This window comes from Vibrio sp. MACH09 (genome assembly GCF_033238805.1).
Taxonomy (GTDB): Bacteria; Pseudomonadota; Gammaproteobacteria; order Enterobacterales; family Vibrionaceae; genus Vibrio.
In genome coordinates this window covers 3,235,443-3,248,977 of sequence record NZ_BSFZ01000001.1, presented here as the reverse complement: position 1 = coordinate 3,248,977, position 13,535 = coordinate 3,235,443, and the positions used below count along the sequence as shown (strand labels likewise).

Below are 13,535 nucleotides of genomic sequence, written 5' to 3'. Positions count from 1 at the left end.
GAATGTCTTTAACTACTTATGAAATGGCTCGAGTACTTGAGCAATTAGAAGAGTCGCCGGAAAAAATTATGTTTGGCAAATTACTTGCTGAACTTGGTAATCAAAGTGAAGAACGGATTCGCAGTGCAGCGAAGCAAGTCCCGCTGCACATCTTGCGTGATATAGTTTATCAGTTTCAAAAAGTAATAGAATCACGTAAAGGTGAGCAAGTGGAATTGATTGCAAAAGAACTTGCTGACAGCGGTATTTCTGCTGAAGAGTTACAAGCCTACTTAAATAAATAAAAACAGCCTCAAAATAAGAGGCTGTTTTTTATTGAACTCAATATAGCAGAATATTACTTAATAACTTTAGTCTTCAATATCTTGTCTAAAGAGATGACACCTGCTCCCCAGACAATATTAATTAATATCATTAATCCCCAGAGCTGATGGTCATAAAATCCTTTTTCCCACAATAATGGATAAGAGATCACCGCAATTGCATTAAAGGCGAATAAAATAATAGCCATTGGTCGAGTGAATAAACCTAACGCGACAAAAATAGGTAACACGAGTTCCGCTATTGTTCCTGTGTAAGCGGCCAATTGCCATGGAATAACAGGTACTTGATACTCAAACTCGAATAGGTACAAGGTACTGTCCCAAGATGCAATTTTGGTAAGCCCCGAATTAAAGAAAACATAAGCAACCCATAATCGACAAAACAACAACAACAGAGGAACGACAACAGCTTGCAGGCGAATCACTGCACTATCATAGGTAGTGACAATGGGAATAAAGCGATTAAACATTGTTTTTCTCCTCATCTGAGTTGATGTTAAATCCAAGAAATATATCAAGAGTAAGTAGCGCGTTAAGATGTTCAAGTAGATCCGCTGAAATCTGCTGTAAACTCTGGCCTTTGACTAGCGCTTGCAATAAGCGATATTCATTTATAGAGAGTGTGTATGACTTAACTTCACCGTTATTCGATGTGACGACAATTCCTTGTTGAGGCTGATGAATATCAAGCTCATCGAAGTTACTAGTTATTATTGCTTGTTCTATCGCTGTGATGGCAAATTTGCTCTCAAACAACTGTAAAGAAGGGTTTGCTACAAGCAGAATACTTTGCTGCTGAACTTGCGATAAAGAAGTGAGTTGGTCAAATGAAGAGAAATGGCATTCGTCAATTTGTTGGCCAAATATCTGGCTAGAATAATCTTTCTTCCATTCGAAAAGTGCTATATCTGCAAGGTAAGGTACTGCGTCAATAACGGCTGATGTATCAGAAATGGTTTTAAAAAAATCGACGCCATATAAGCTAACATCAGCCTCTTTAGGAGCGTGCTTAAGTATATGAAGACGGGCTAGCCCATTAAAACACTCTTCACCTACAAGCGCGGCAGTCATTGGGTATCCAGCCATTAATACATCGGTTAAGCTCATTACGAAATTATTACGGTATATCTGCATCCGTTCATCCGCTGAGAAATGATCCGATACGATATGACACTGCTCTCCTTTCGCTTGATAATGGAGAGCATCCGAAAACTGTGATTGTAGCTGAGATAATGAGATTGTCATGATGCAACCTCAAAAGGAGGCTGGCTAGAATGAGCGATACCATTAAGTAACGTGCTAGCTTTCTCTGCCTCTGATAGTAAGACCTCTGGCTCAGGTATATCCAAATCCCATTCAATCAGTGTTTTCCTACTGCCATTTGCAGTCGTCCACTGAGAGAAGAGCTGCCATACTTCATCACTGACAGGTTTACTGTGAGTATCGATCCAAACTTCCCCTTTGTCGGTCACTTTTTTCGTAAAGCCTGCTAGGTGAATTTCCTTAACGACTTGAGGGTCTATACCCGCTAGATATTCACTGCAACTGAAACCGTGATTAAAAGAAGAAACATGGATGTTATTGAAGTCGAGTAAGATATAACAGCCTGTTCGTTTTTGTACCTCGGACAGAAATACCCATTCGTCGATAGTTGAATGGTCAAACCGAACATAGCTGGATGGATTTTCAATTAAAATAGGTTGGCGCAAATAGTCTTGTACTTCGAGTACATTACGACAAAATACTCTAAGCGCCTCTTCGGTATAAGGAAGAGGGAGTAAGTCGTTAAAATAATGGCCACCATTCTCGCTCCAACTCAAATGATCTGAAACTAAGATGGGTTCAATATCATCCACCAAGGCTTTCAATTTAGCTAAATGTGATTCGCTTACTGGGCTAACTGATCCCAATGATAATCCTACACCATGGCAGCTTATCTCATAAAACTCACGAAGCTGACGCAAATCGTTTCGTAGCAGAGAGTTCGGTTGGAAATAGTTTTCGCTATGTATTTCAAGCCAAGTTAGATTGGGTTTATTCTGCTTAAAAAAATCTAAATGGGGAGTTCGTAAGCCGACGCCAACTTGGGGGTGGAAATCACTTTTCATAGCTATGCCTCAAGTAAAAAACAAAAAAGACAAAAAAAGCCAGCCACCAGTAGGGGAGGGTGTGACTGGCTGGTAAAAATTAGCTAGATGAAGTGCTACCACCAGCCAAACGATCACAAAGACCTTTTGGAACCACTATAAATGCGTCGGTTTGGTTGTCTTCTTTAGAAGTACCTGCACAAGAACTTGTTTTCGTTGCACAGTCATTTTTACCAGCTTTTGCCACACCGTAGCATTTCTCTTTATCTGCTGCGATTGCTTGTGTTGTAGTCAGTGCTGTGGCACCAATGGCTAGAAGGCTTGAAACAGCTGCTGTTACTGCAAAGTTTGATTTTTTCATAATAATATTCCTCTAAACTAGATCCTTAAGTTAAATGAGCTAAGTTGATATTTATTTTTGTTGAGCATCTATCAACTTGCTTACAGTATAGGAGCAATTTTCTAATAAAAAACTTTCACTGATTGATAAAAAATAATCACTATCATTACCATTTCTACTCTATCTATTTGTTTTATATGAGTTAAATAATTTTAAAAATATTATGTATGTCTTCCTCATTACACCACAGATTGATGTATAATCAGCCAATCATGTATAAATAAACAGTAAATAACCGTCAGGAAATATAATGGACGCATCTCTATTGCTCGATGGCCTAAATGATAAACAGCGTGAGGCTGTTGCTGCTCCTCTGGATAATATGCTGGTGCTTGCCGGTGCTGGTAGTGGTAAAACTCGTGTATTGGTACACAGAATAGCGTGGCTTATCGCCATCGAGAACGCTTCTCCATTTTCGATTATGTCGGTTACTTTTACTAATAAAGCGGCCGCTGAGATGCGTGGGCGAATAGAAGAATTAATGATGGGCAGTGCATCTGGTATGTGGAACGGGACCTTTCATGGTATTTGCCATCGTATTTTACGGGCCCATTATCTCGACGCCAAATTACCGCAAGATTTCCAAATTATAGATTCTGATGATCAGCAGAGAATGCTACGTCGAATCATTAAAGCACAGAACTTGGATGAAAAGCAGTGGCCAGCTAAGCAAGCGTGTTGGTGGATTAATGGTAAAAAAGATGAAGGGCTGAGACCGCAACACATTGATAGTTATCATGACCCCGTTACTCAAACTTGGTTGCAAGTGTATAGAGCATATCAAGATGCCTGTGACCGAGCTGGGTTGGTCGATTTTGCTGAAATTTTGCTTAGAACAACTGAGTTGCTTAGGGAAAACAAGTTTATCCGACAACACTATCAGGCTCGTTTTAAGCATATATTGGTTGATGAGTTTCAAGACACCAACAATATCCAATATGCTTGGTTGAGAATGATGGCAGGCAAGGACTGTCGAGTGATGATTGTAGGGGATGATGATCAGTCGATTTATGGTTGGCGTGGCGCAAAAGTAGAAAACATTCATAAATTTACAGAAGAGTTTTTATCTGTATCTACCATTCGTCTTGAACAAAATTATCGTTCAACAAAAACCATCTTGAAAGCTGCCAACGAACTAATTATTAATAATACTGAGCGTATGGGCAAGGAGCTTTGGACCGACGGCAATGACGGTGAGAAAATATCAGTCTACTCAGCATACAATGAATTGGATGAAGCTAGATTTACCGTTAGTAAAATAAAGGCTTGGCAAGAGAGTGATGGCTCACTATCCGAATGTGCAATGTTATATAGAAACAATGCTCAGTCGCGAGTTTTGGAAGAAGCATTGATTCAGGCTGGTTTACCATACCGAATATATGGTGGTATGCGATTCTTCGAACGTCAGGAGATCAGAGATGCGCTTAGTTACCTTCGACTGATGGCAAATCGGCGTGATGATGCAGCGTTTGAAAGGGTCGTGAATACACCCACCCGTGGTTTAGGTGATAAGACGTTAGAAACGATTCGTGCTGCTGCAAGAGACAGAGGCGAGACGTTATGGGAAGCGAGCAGCGCTTTACTGGAGCAAAAAGTGCTTGCTGGACGTGCTGCTAGCGCCTTAGGTCGCTTCATTGAGTTGATCGTGGCGTTAGAAGATGATTCCGCTGAAATGCCGTTACATGAGCAAGCGGACCATGTCATTAAATCTTCGGGTTTATTTGCCATGTATCAGCAAGAAAAAGGCGAGAAGTCTAAGGCACGTATTGAAAACCTGGAAGAATTAGTCACCGCATGTCGACAGTTTGAGCGGCCTGAAGAAGCCGATGAAATGACAATGTTATCTGCTTTCCTTTCTCATGCAGCATTAGAAGCGGGAGAAGGGCAAGCTGATGAGTTTGATGATGCGGTTCAACTCATGACGCTACACAGTGCCAAAGGGTTAGAGTTTCCGATGGTATTTATGGTTGGTGTCGAGGAAGGGATGTTTCCTAGCCAGATGTCCGCGGAGGAAGCGGGTCGTTTAGAAGAGGAACGTCGCTTATGTTATGTCGGCATGACACGAGCGAAGGTTAAACTCTACATTACCTATGCGGAAATGCGTCGTTTATATGGCCAAGATAAATATCATAAGCCGTCACGATTTATTCGTGAGTTACCCGAGTCTTGCTTAGAAGAAGTAAGAATGAAAGCTCAAGTGAGTCGATCCACCTCTTCTGGGCGTTTTAGCCAAACGGCGGTGAAAGAGAGCTTTAATGAAACCGGCTTTAATCTGGGACAGAGAGTGCAACACCCTAAGTTTGGTGAAGGAACCATTATTAACTTTGAAGGTAGTGGTCCTCAGAGTCGTGTACAAGTCGCTTTCAATGGTGAAGGTATTAAATGGTTAGTGACGCAATACGCAAAGTTGCAAGTACTATAATGCGCTAACTCAATACAACATATGAAAAAGAAAAACCCCGATACTTGCGTATCGGGGTTATAGTCTTACTCGCAGCAATCCGGCTACTAAATGTGCTCCATGCATCAAATCCTTGATAGTGTGCTGTTATCCTTCAGCGCATTCCTTTTCATCGCCTTCCTAGCGGTGTCCTTGATCTTATCCTGATCAGCCAACAATCCTCGTTAGCGTGCTTCACTTGTTCCTTGAGCGGTGTCCTTTACATCATCCTGATGTTCAGTCCTTGCCTCATCCAGAGGTGTCCATTGTCTTTCCTTAGTAGTAACCATCCTAGTCACTATTGCGTCCATTCAATGTCCATTTTGCTTTCCTTGCTGGTTATTCATCCTAAATAACCAAATCTTCATCCTGAAGATTACCTATCCTTAGGTCTCTCTATTCCGTGTCAGCATCCTTCCGACAAGTTAAATATTAGCGAATATAGGACTAACAGCAATAGCTGAATGGCAATATCAATACTTGTCTAATAAGTTGGATTAACGTTAGTTGTTGATAAATAAGGTCAATTCAAATGGATCTAATCTAAGTCTGATAACGAGAAGTAGGGAACTCTTACGGTCATGTGAGAGATCTCTTACAAACAGATGCAGGTAAATCGTAACCTAGCATCTGCATAGAAGGTGACAAATGTTGACTTTTTATGCTGCGTTACTGTTTTCGTCTGTTTTTTGCGTGACGAATACCGTCAAAACTAAATAAAACAAGCGCGCTCCAAATAAACGTAAATGTGGTGGCTTTATCTGAGCTAAAAGGTTCGTTATAGACCAAAACTGCCAGTAGAAACATCAAACTTGGGCCAATGTATTGGAAGAATCCCAATGTAGAAAGCATCATTCGTGTGGCAGCACCATTGAAACACAGTAGAGGTAAGGTTGTGACTAAACCTGCCGCAATTAATAGAATGTTAAGTGACATTGGGTTTTGGCTGAGATCTGCAGTAGGACTAGTTGTAATAAACAGTAAGTAGAATGCTGCGATAGGTAACATGATCAGCGTCTCAATAAAAAGTCCTGTCTGTGCATCTAAGTTGATTTTTTTTCGTAATAAGCCGTATAAGCCGAAACTGGTCGCGAGTATCAGAGCAATGACGGGTATGCTTCCAAAAGCGATAACTTGAATAGCTACACCAACTAGAGCCAGTACTACGGCCAGCCACTGTAACTTTCTTAACCGTTCGCCCAAAAATAACATCCCCAGTAGAACATTGAATAATGGGTTAATGTAATAGCCTAAGCTGGCATCTAGCATGTGGTCGGAATTGACGGCCCATATGAAGACTAACCAGTTGACGCCAACTAAAATCGCTGTAGAGATAAGAACCAGTAAAGTTTTTTTATTACGTAAAACGCTTTGTACTACACGCCAGCGGCGACTAACGTGAATGAGCAGAGCCAGAAAACCGAAAGACCAAATCACTCGATGGCTAAGTATTTCTAAAGGTGTTACTTCACCAAGCGCTTTGAAGTAAATAGGCGCAAACCCCCACATGGTGTATGCAGCTATTGCCAGCAATACCCCCTGGCGAGATCGTGTTTGTTGTTCTGTTGTCATTGACGTAAAGACCTGATTAGACGTGATAAAGAGAAGCAAGATGCTAAGTATAAGAGTGAGATCTCAATTTCTCCTAATAATTTGATGTTTTATTCAGTTACAAAGCAAACTACAATGTGCGCCTTATCTTCATAATGAAGATGTTTCAATGACTAAATGTTAGGAACCTCATGACTTCGACACTTTTGGCTGAACCTTTGCAATCTAATGATGCTGAACGTGTACTCAATGAGGTATTCGGTTACCAAGAGTACCGGAGCGGCCAACAAGAAGTAATTGAGTCAGCTTTATCAAACCAAGACAGTTTGGTTATTATGCCTACGGGCGGTGGTAAATCACTTTGCTATCAAATTCCGGCGTTAGTAAAAGATGGTTTAACACTGGTTATCTCTCCGCTGATCTCTTTAATGAAAGATCAGGTCGATCAATTAAAAGCAGACGGTGTCGCAGCTGAGTGTATCAACTCCTCTTTACCCAGAGATGAATTGATTGCTATTTATAACAGAATGAATAGCGGCGTTCTTAAGCTAGTGTATGTTTCTCCTGAACGAGTGTTAACTCAAGAGTTTCTTCAGCGTCTCTCGCACCTTAACTTATCAATGATCGCGGTTGACGAAGCACACTGTATTTCTCAGTGGGGCCACGACTTTAGACCAGAGTACGCTGCTCTGGGGCAATTAAAACAGCATTTCCCATACGTCCCCTTTATGGCTCTTACTGCAACGGCAGATGAAGCGACGCGTGAAGATATACTATCTCGTTTAAGCCTAGAGAATCCTTGCCAATATCTAGGTAGCTTTGATAGACCGAATATCCGTTACAACTTGGTCGAAAAACATAAGCCTGTTTCTCAGGTTATTCGTTTTCTTGCTAATCAAAAAGGGCAGTGCGGCATTATATACTGTGGCAGCCGCAAGAAAGTGGAAATGTTGACCGAGAAACTGTGCAATAACCATATTAGGGCGGCAGGTTATCATGCAGGTATGGATGCAGATGAAAGAGCTTATGTTCAAGATGCCTTTCAAAAAGATGATATACAAATTGTCGTGGCCACTGTTGCATTTGGAATGGGTATTAACAAGCCTAATGTTCGTTTTGTGGTGCATTTTGATATACCTAGAAATATTGAATCCTACTACCAAGAAACTGGCCGAGCGGGTCGAGATGGTTTACCAGCAGAAGCGATGATGTTATATGACCCTGCGGATATGTCATGGTTGCGCCGTATATTAGATGAAAAGCCAGATGGCGCGCAAAAACAGGTAGAGAGTCATAAACTCAATGCGATGGGGGCGTTTGCAGAGGCGCAAACGTGCCGCAGACAGGTGCTTCTTAATTACTTTGGCGAATATCGTCATGAGCCATGCGGAAACTGTGATATTTGCCTTGACCCTCCTAAACATTTTGACGCCACAGAAGCGGCGCAAAAAGCGTTGTCCTGTGTCTACCGAGTAAAGCAAGGATTTGGCATGGGTTATGTGGTTGAAGTATTGCGAGGTATGCAGAATATTAGAGTGAGAGAAAATGGTCACGATAAGATTTCTACCTATGGCATTGGACGAGAACATAGTCATGACTATTGGATTAGTATTATCCGTCAGTTGATACACAAAGGGCTTTTGAGCCAAAACATCACTCGAAATTCAACGCTTCAGCTTACAGAAGAGGCTCGTCCACTGCTCAGAGGGGATAGAGAATTAGAACTAGCGGTTCCTCGCTTGGATACTTCGGTTAGAAATGCTAAGTCAGATAAGTTGGCGAATAAGCATTATGATAAAAAGCTGTTCGCTAAATTGAGAAAACTGCGTAAGAGCATTGCCGACGAAGCTGGAATCCCTCCTTACGTTGTGTTCAGTGATGCCACACTTATTGATATGGCGGAGATTCTACCAACATCTTATGGTGAAATGCTGGCTGTTAATGGCGTCGGGCAGGTAAAACTGGATAAATACGCTGATGATTTTCTCGACCTTATTCAGGAGCACTTAACTCATGGCTAACTCTGTTGTTTGGCAACTTAAAGAGCATATTGCGGATGGCAAACTAATACTTAGTGGCCCATCATTTGATGTTGATAGTTTTCCTGTAATAGGTAATGAGTTAGTTAGAACTCTTTCTGCCACTATCGTAGAGAAGCAGTTTGATGCTGATTTACACTCTTGGTTGATTGACTTTGAAGGCTGTCGTTTTTTTCTCAGAGCGGAGCATTACACAGAGTCAATATGGCTAGAAGCGGTGTCAATTAATGAAAGTAAAGAAGAGTTGAACTATCTTGCCAAACTCTTTAGCGCGGGTATTTAACGATTCGACTAATAGTGATGTTATTGGGAATATTTAGCTTATTTTCATACTAAAACGTTTGCTTATTATTGCGCTATTGCACCGTGATATGATTAAGGTATAATCGCCGCCCGCTCAGTTGAGCGATTTATATTACGGGTTTGAAGTGATTGGCACTTCAACAATTGGGTTCCCTCCACCCCATCAACAAAAAGGTTTAGCATGAGTAACTTTACCCCTGCGCAATTGCGCAAAGCCCTTTCAATTCTTGTTCTGTTTCACTTGGTGATTATTAGTTCTAGTAATTATTTAGTGCAAATACCCTTTACCGTTTTCGGGCTACATACCACTTGGGGGGCATTCACCTTCCCATTTATTTTTCTAGCGACTGATCTAACGGTTCGTATTTTTGGTGCCAAACTAGCAAGAAATATTATTTTCTTTGTTATGTTGCCTGCGCTATTGGTTTCTTATTTCTTGTCGGTTGTCTTTTTTGAAGGACAATTCCAAGGGTTAGCTCAGTTAAGTGAGTTCAACTTGTTTGTCGCTCGAATTGCGATAGCCAGTTTTATGGCCTACTTACTTGGACAGATATTAGATATTTATGTGTTTAATCGACTACGTCAAATGAAGCAGTGGTGGATTGCACCAACTTGTTCTACCTTGTTTGGCAACGCATTAGATACGTTAGCATTCTTTGCGATTGCTTTTTATAACAGTCCTGACGCATTTATGGCCGAACACTGGCAAGAAATTGCGTTGGTTGATTACGGTTTCAAGCTGGTTATTAGTTTAGGTTTGTTTGTACCAATGTATGGTGTATTACTGAATTACTTAATTAAAAAGTTAACAAGTATTAATCCTAAACTAACTATTTCGGGTGTAGAAGCGAGCTAAACGCTTTTATAGCGCGCTTTCGATGCAAACAAAAATAGGGCGATTTTCGCCCTATTTTTATGTCATCTATATTTTGTTAGTCCATCTTATCTATTCAGTGGCTATGACAGTTAACGGCCAATTTAAATCAGACTGACGATTAGATTCTATTTCTAACTCTGCATTGGTTAGTGGATTTTCATCCAACCACTTTTTGCTGATACTTAATTGCAAGTTATCTTCCTCAGCATGTAAATGATAGAGAGGGATAAGATCAAAATTACGACGATGCGTGAGTATTATTGATATCCGCAATAGGCGAAGTATGCGCTTACTACTGGTATCTGACAGAGCATGTTGGGTAGGCATTGTGGTGAGTTGATCTTTATATCGTCTGGCGGTTTCTGACAGGTAGCACTTTTGAGCTCTTGTATAACCAGGTAGATCAAGGTGTTGTAAAAGATAGGCGCTATGTTCACCACCTTTTTTAAAGTCTATAGATAGACCAATTTCATGCAGTTGGGCTATGGTATCCAGCAACATTTTAGCGTGAGACTCAGGAAGCCAATTTGGCCCACACTGCTTTAATAGTGTGTTGGCGACAACGGAAACTTGATGAGCATACTCTTTATCTATTTGATACCGAGTTTGAACACTGTTGATGGTTCTCGCTCTAATATCATTTTGACGCATCGGCTCGATCATTTCGTAGGCGAGACCTTCTCGTAATGCTCCACCTGCCAGAGTCATGCAGTCGATTTCCAATAGTTCAAAGACAGCAATAAGAATAGATAGCCCACTAGGAAAAACGAGTGCTCTTTCAAGGGTTAACCCTTCAATTTCCAACTCTTCTAAGTGAACAGAACTCATCGCCTGTTTTTGCAATCGTTTTAGCTTAGACAAAGTAATTACTTCATCCATACCTTGAGCCAACATGATCTCTTGCAATGCTTGTACAGTGCCACTGGCACCAACACAAACATCCCAACCGATAGATTGATATTGTTGCAAAATAGGCTGTAAGGTGCTTTTTGCTGCATCTATAGCGTTGCTAAAGTTGCTATTGGTTAGTTGACGATCTTTGAAGTGCTTTTCGAGCCAAGTGACACAGCCCATTTTTAAGCTTGTGAGGGCTTTCGTTTCGAACCCTTTACCGATGATGATTTCGGTACTAGCACCACCAATGTCAACCACCAGCCTGCGTCCCGTTCCCCCTGATGTGTGAGTCACACCTCGATATATAGTCGCGGCTTCTTCTTCACCGCTTATAACTTCGATCGGGTAACCTAGAATGCTATTCGCTTTTGATAAAAAAACATCCACATTGGTTGCGGTACGTAAGGTCGCGGTACCTACAATACGGATGTTTTCTTTTGGTATGTCTTGCAACCTTTCCGCAAATAAACTTAAACAGTCCCATCCTCGCTGCATGGCTTCAATACTTAATGCATTGTTTTCGTCCAAACCGGCTGCCAAACGTACTTTTCGTTTAATCTTAGCCATAGTTTGGACACTGCCATCGATATGACGCACGACGAGCATGTGAAAGCTATTTGACCCAAGATCAATAGCTGCATAAAGCGGAGATGACACTGCTTGATTCATATTTGCGTTGTATTCCCTTAGTTGCGAGGTGGTCTTGAACGATAATTGCGTTTATTGCGGTTGCCGTTTCGTGCTCCGCCAGTATTCGTTCTGCGCATATTTGGGTTACGGTTTCTGCTTCGTAAAGGAGCAGGTAAATCGTCAATCAGTGCGTCAGCATCATAATCAGATACAGAAATAGTATGTTCAATATACTCTTCAATTGCAGTTAGATTGATAGCATACTCTTCACAAGCAAAGCTGATAGAGTGACCACTTGCGCCCGCACGACCTGTACGACCTATACGGTGAACATAGTCTTCACAATCGTCAGGGAGATCATAGTTGAATACATGCGTCACTTGAGGAATATGAAGTCCGCGAGCTGCGACATCCGTTGCAACAAGTATATCTACATCGCCATTAGTGAACTGCTCAAGAATTTTTTCACGTTTCTTCTGCGGTACATCCCCAGTCAATAGACCTACACGGTGACCATCAGCAGCTAAGTGTCCCCAGATAGAGTCGCACTTGTATTTGGTATTCGCGAAAATAATGGCGCGATCTGGCCAATCCTGCTCAATTAGAGTTTGCAGTAGAGACATTTTATGTTCATTGGAAGGATAAAATAGCTCTTCCTGAATTCTGTGGCCGGTTTTCTGCTCTGGTTCAACTACCACATGTTCTGGGTTATGCATGTGCTCAAACGCCAACTCTTGTACTCGATAAGAGAGGGTGGCTGAGAATAGCATATTCAGTCTATCTTGAGGTTCCGGCATGCGACGGAACAAAAAGCGGATATCTTTAATAAAGCCTAAATCAAACATACGGTCAGCTTCGTCTAGTACTACCGCTTGAATATGATTAAGGTCGAAAACTTTTTGTTTATAGAAATCGATAATACGACCGGTTGTTCCGATCAAAATATCAACGCCAGACTCTAGTTTAGCTCGTTGCTTGTCATAACTTTCGCCACCGTACGCTAAGCCAGCTTTGATGCCAGTTGATTCAACCAGTGATTCAGCGTCGTTATAAATCTGAATAGCCAGTTCACGCGTAGGCGCCATGATTATTGCTCGTGGCGATGAAACTTTTTTGCCTTCAACAGCAGGTGTTTTCAGTAAGTGATTAAAAATAGCAGTAAGAAACGCTAAGGTTTTACCAGTCCCAGTTTGGGCCTGGCCTGCAATGTCTTGGCCGGTGAGCAGTACCGGCAACGCCAAGGCTTGGATAGGGGTACAAAATTCGAACCCTTTTTTGTCCAATCCTTCAATGACTTGCGAGTGTAAATCGAAGTCGGCGAACTTTTGCTCTGTGATGTGCGTCTTTTTCATTGTTATAGAATATCAGTTTAGGGTTGCAATACGGAAGCAAATACATTCCAATAGAGTATCTATTTTCTGGTTATCATCCAACCAGTAGCATATAAACACATTGGAGTGGAAGATGAGTGATAAGATTTTGCAGCTTTCTGATGAAGCATTTGATAGTGATGTAATCAAAGCTGCAGGCCCGGTTCTTGTTGATTTTTGGGCTGAATGGTGTGGTCCTTGTAAGATGATTGCCCCAATTCTAGATGAAATTGCAGAAGAATACGAAGGTAAGCTCACCATTGGTAAATTAAATATTGACCAAAATGCAGGAACTCCACCTAAATTTGGTATTCGTGGAATCCCAACACTACTTCTTTTTAAAGATGGAAGTGTTGCAGCAACGAAAGTTGGTGCATTATCAAAAACTCAATTAAAAGAGTTTTTGGACGCAAACTTATAATACAGTTTGCACTCGATGAGCGAGAAACCGCGCACCTTAACAAATGCGCGGTTTTGTTTTTTGTAAAACTAGACTAGACTACTTTTTAGTGATAGTTTATCGCACGATAAATAAACAAATGTTCATTTCTTGGTCGATCCTGAGACCGAAAATATCTTAACTAACACATACAGATCCTATTTTGACTACTAAAGTATCTA

13 protein-coding genes are annotated in these 13,535 nt (G+C 41.3%); 6 read left to right on the top strand and 7 right to left on the bottom strand.

Annotated features, from left to right (window positions below; translation table 11 throughout):
• Positions 1 to 2 precede the first annotated feature (2 nt).
• Complete coding sequence (locus tag CHJ_RS14675) at positions 3 to 284, top strand: hypothetical protein (RefSeq protein ID WP_171754710.1); 282 nt, start codon at positions 3 to 5, stop codon at positions 282 to 284.
• Positions 285 to 337: 53 nt separating this feature from the next.
• On the opposite strand, the gene CHJ_RS14670 is transcribed toward CHJ_RS14675, so the two are convergent.
• The 4 genes from CHJ_RS14670 to CHJ_RS14655 all read right to left on the bottom strand — a co-directional run bounded on the left by CHJ_RS14670 (position 338) and on the right by CHJ_RS14655 (position 2,771).
• Positions 338 to 793, bottom strand: coding sequence for a DoxX family protein (locus CHJ_RS14670; RefSeq protein ID WP_171754711.1), 456 nt, complete (start codon positions 791 to 793; stop codon positions 338 to 340).
• Positions 786 to 1,568 carry a DNA-binding domain-containing protein gene (locus tag CHJ_RS14665; RefSeq protein WP_317918016.1) on the bottom strand — a complete coding sequence of 261 codons (783 nt, stop codon included), beginning with the start codon at positions 1,566 to 1,568 and terminating at the stop codon, positions 786 to 788. Before CHJ_RS14665 ends, CHJ_RS14670 begins: the two co-directional genes overlap by 8 nt.
• Positions 1,565 to 2,431, bottom strand: coding sequence for a DUF692 domain-containing protein (locus tag CHJ_RS14660; RefSeq protein ID WP_317918015.1), 867 nt, complete (start codon positions 2,429 to 2,431; stop codon positions 1,565 to 1,567). The genes CHJ_RS14665 and CHJ_RS14660 overlap by 4 nt, the downstream gene beginning before the upstream one ends.
• Positions 2,432 to 2,510: 79 nt before the next feature.
• Positions 2,511 to 2,771, bottom strand: a complete 261-nt coding sequence (locus CHJ_RS14655; RefSeq protein ID WP_171754714.1) for a DUF2282 domain-containing protein — start codon at positions 2,769 to 2,771, stop codon at positions 2,511 to 2,513.
• A gap of 286 nt (positions 2,772 to 3,057) precedes the next feature.
• Here CHJ_RS14655 and uvrD point away from each other — a divergent pair, with 286 nt between their 5' ends.
• Positions 3,058 to 5,232, top strand: coding sequence for a DNA helicase II (gene uvrD, locus CHJ_RS14650; protein ID WP_317918125.1), 2,175 nt, complete (start codon positions 3,058 to 3,060; stop codon positions 5,230 to 5,232).
• 687 nt (positions 5,233 to 5,919) lie between these two features.
• On the opposite strand, the gene rarD is transcribed toward uvrD, so the two are convergent.
• Positions 5,920 to 6,822 carry an EamA family transporter RarD gene (gene rarD, locus CHJ_RS14645; RefSeq protein WP_317918014.1) on the bottom strand — a complete coding sequence of 301 codons (903 nt, stop codon included), beginning with the start codon at positions 6,820 to 6,822 and terminating at the stop codon, positions 5,920 to 5,922.
• A 170-nt stretch (positions 6,823 to 6,992) separates the two neighbouring features.
• On the opposite strand from rarD, the gene recQ reads away from it, so the two are divergent.
• The 3 genes from recQ (at position 6,993) to CHJ_RS14630 (ending at position 9,999) form a co-directional block, all read left to right on the top strand.
• Positions 6,993 to 8,822 carry an ATP-dependent DNA helicase RecQ gene (gene recQ, locus CHJ_RS14640; protein ID WP_317918013.1) on the top strand — a complete coding sequence of 610 codons (1,830 nt, stop codon included), beginning with the start codon at positions 6,993 to 6,995 and terminating at the stop codon, positions 8,820 to 8,822.
• On the top strand, positions 8,815 to 9,123 hold the full coding sequence (locus CHJ_RS14635; RefSeq protein WP_317918012.1) for a DUF3630 family protein: 309 nt from the start codon (positions 8,815 to 8,817) through the stop codon (positions 9,121 to 9,123). The genes recQ and CHJ_RS14635 overlap by 8 nt, the downstream gene beginning before the upstream one ends.
• Positions 9,124 to 9,324: 201 nt before the next feature.
• A complete protein-coding gene (locus tag CHJ_RS14630) occupies positions 9,325 to 9,999 on the top strand; it encodes a 7-cyano-7-deazaguanine/7-aminomethyl-7-deazaguanine transporter (protein ID WP_317918011.1) in 675 nt (224 codons plus the stop codon).
• 90 nt (positions 10,000 to 10,089) lie between these two features.
• Here CHJ_RS14630 and gppA read toward each other — a convergent pair whose 3' ends face one another.
• Positions 10,090 to 11,583 carry a guanosine-5'-triphosphate,3'-diphosphate diphosphatase gene (gppA, locus tag CHJ_RS14625; RefSeq protein ID WP_317918010.1) on the bottom strand — a complete coding sequence of 498 codons (1,494 nt, stop codon included), beginning with the start codon at positions 11,581 to 11,583 and terminating at the stop codon, positions 10,090 to 10,092.
• 17 nt (positions 11,584 to 11,600) lie between these two features.
• The gene (gene rhlB, locus CHJ_RS14620) at positions 11,601 to 12,896 is read right to left on the bottom strand and encodes an ATP-dependent RNA helicase RhlB (RefSeq protein WP_171754721.1); all 1,296 of its coding nucleotides are present in this window, start codon (positions 12,894 to 12,896) and stop codon (positions 11,601 to 11,603) included.
• Between the two features lie 112 nt (positions 12,897 to 13,008).
• Between rhlB and trxA the strand changes: the two genes are divergently transcribed.
• Entirely contained in the window at positions 13,009 to 13,335 is a 327-nt protein-coding gene (gene trxA, locus CHJ_RS14615) for a thioredoxin TrxA (RefSeq protein WP_171754722.1), read from the top strand.
• The last annotated feature ends 200 nt before the right edge of the window (positions 13,336 to 13,535 follow it).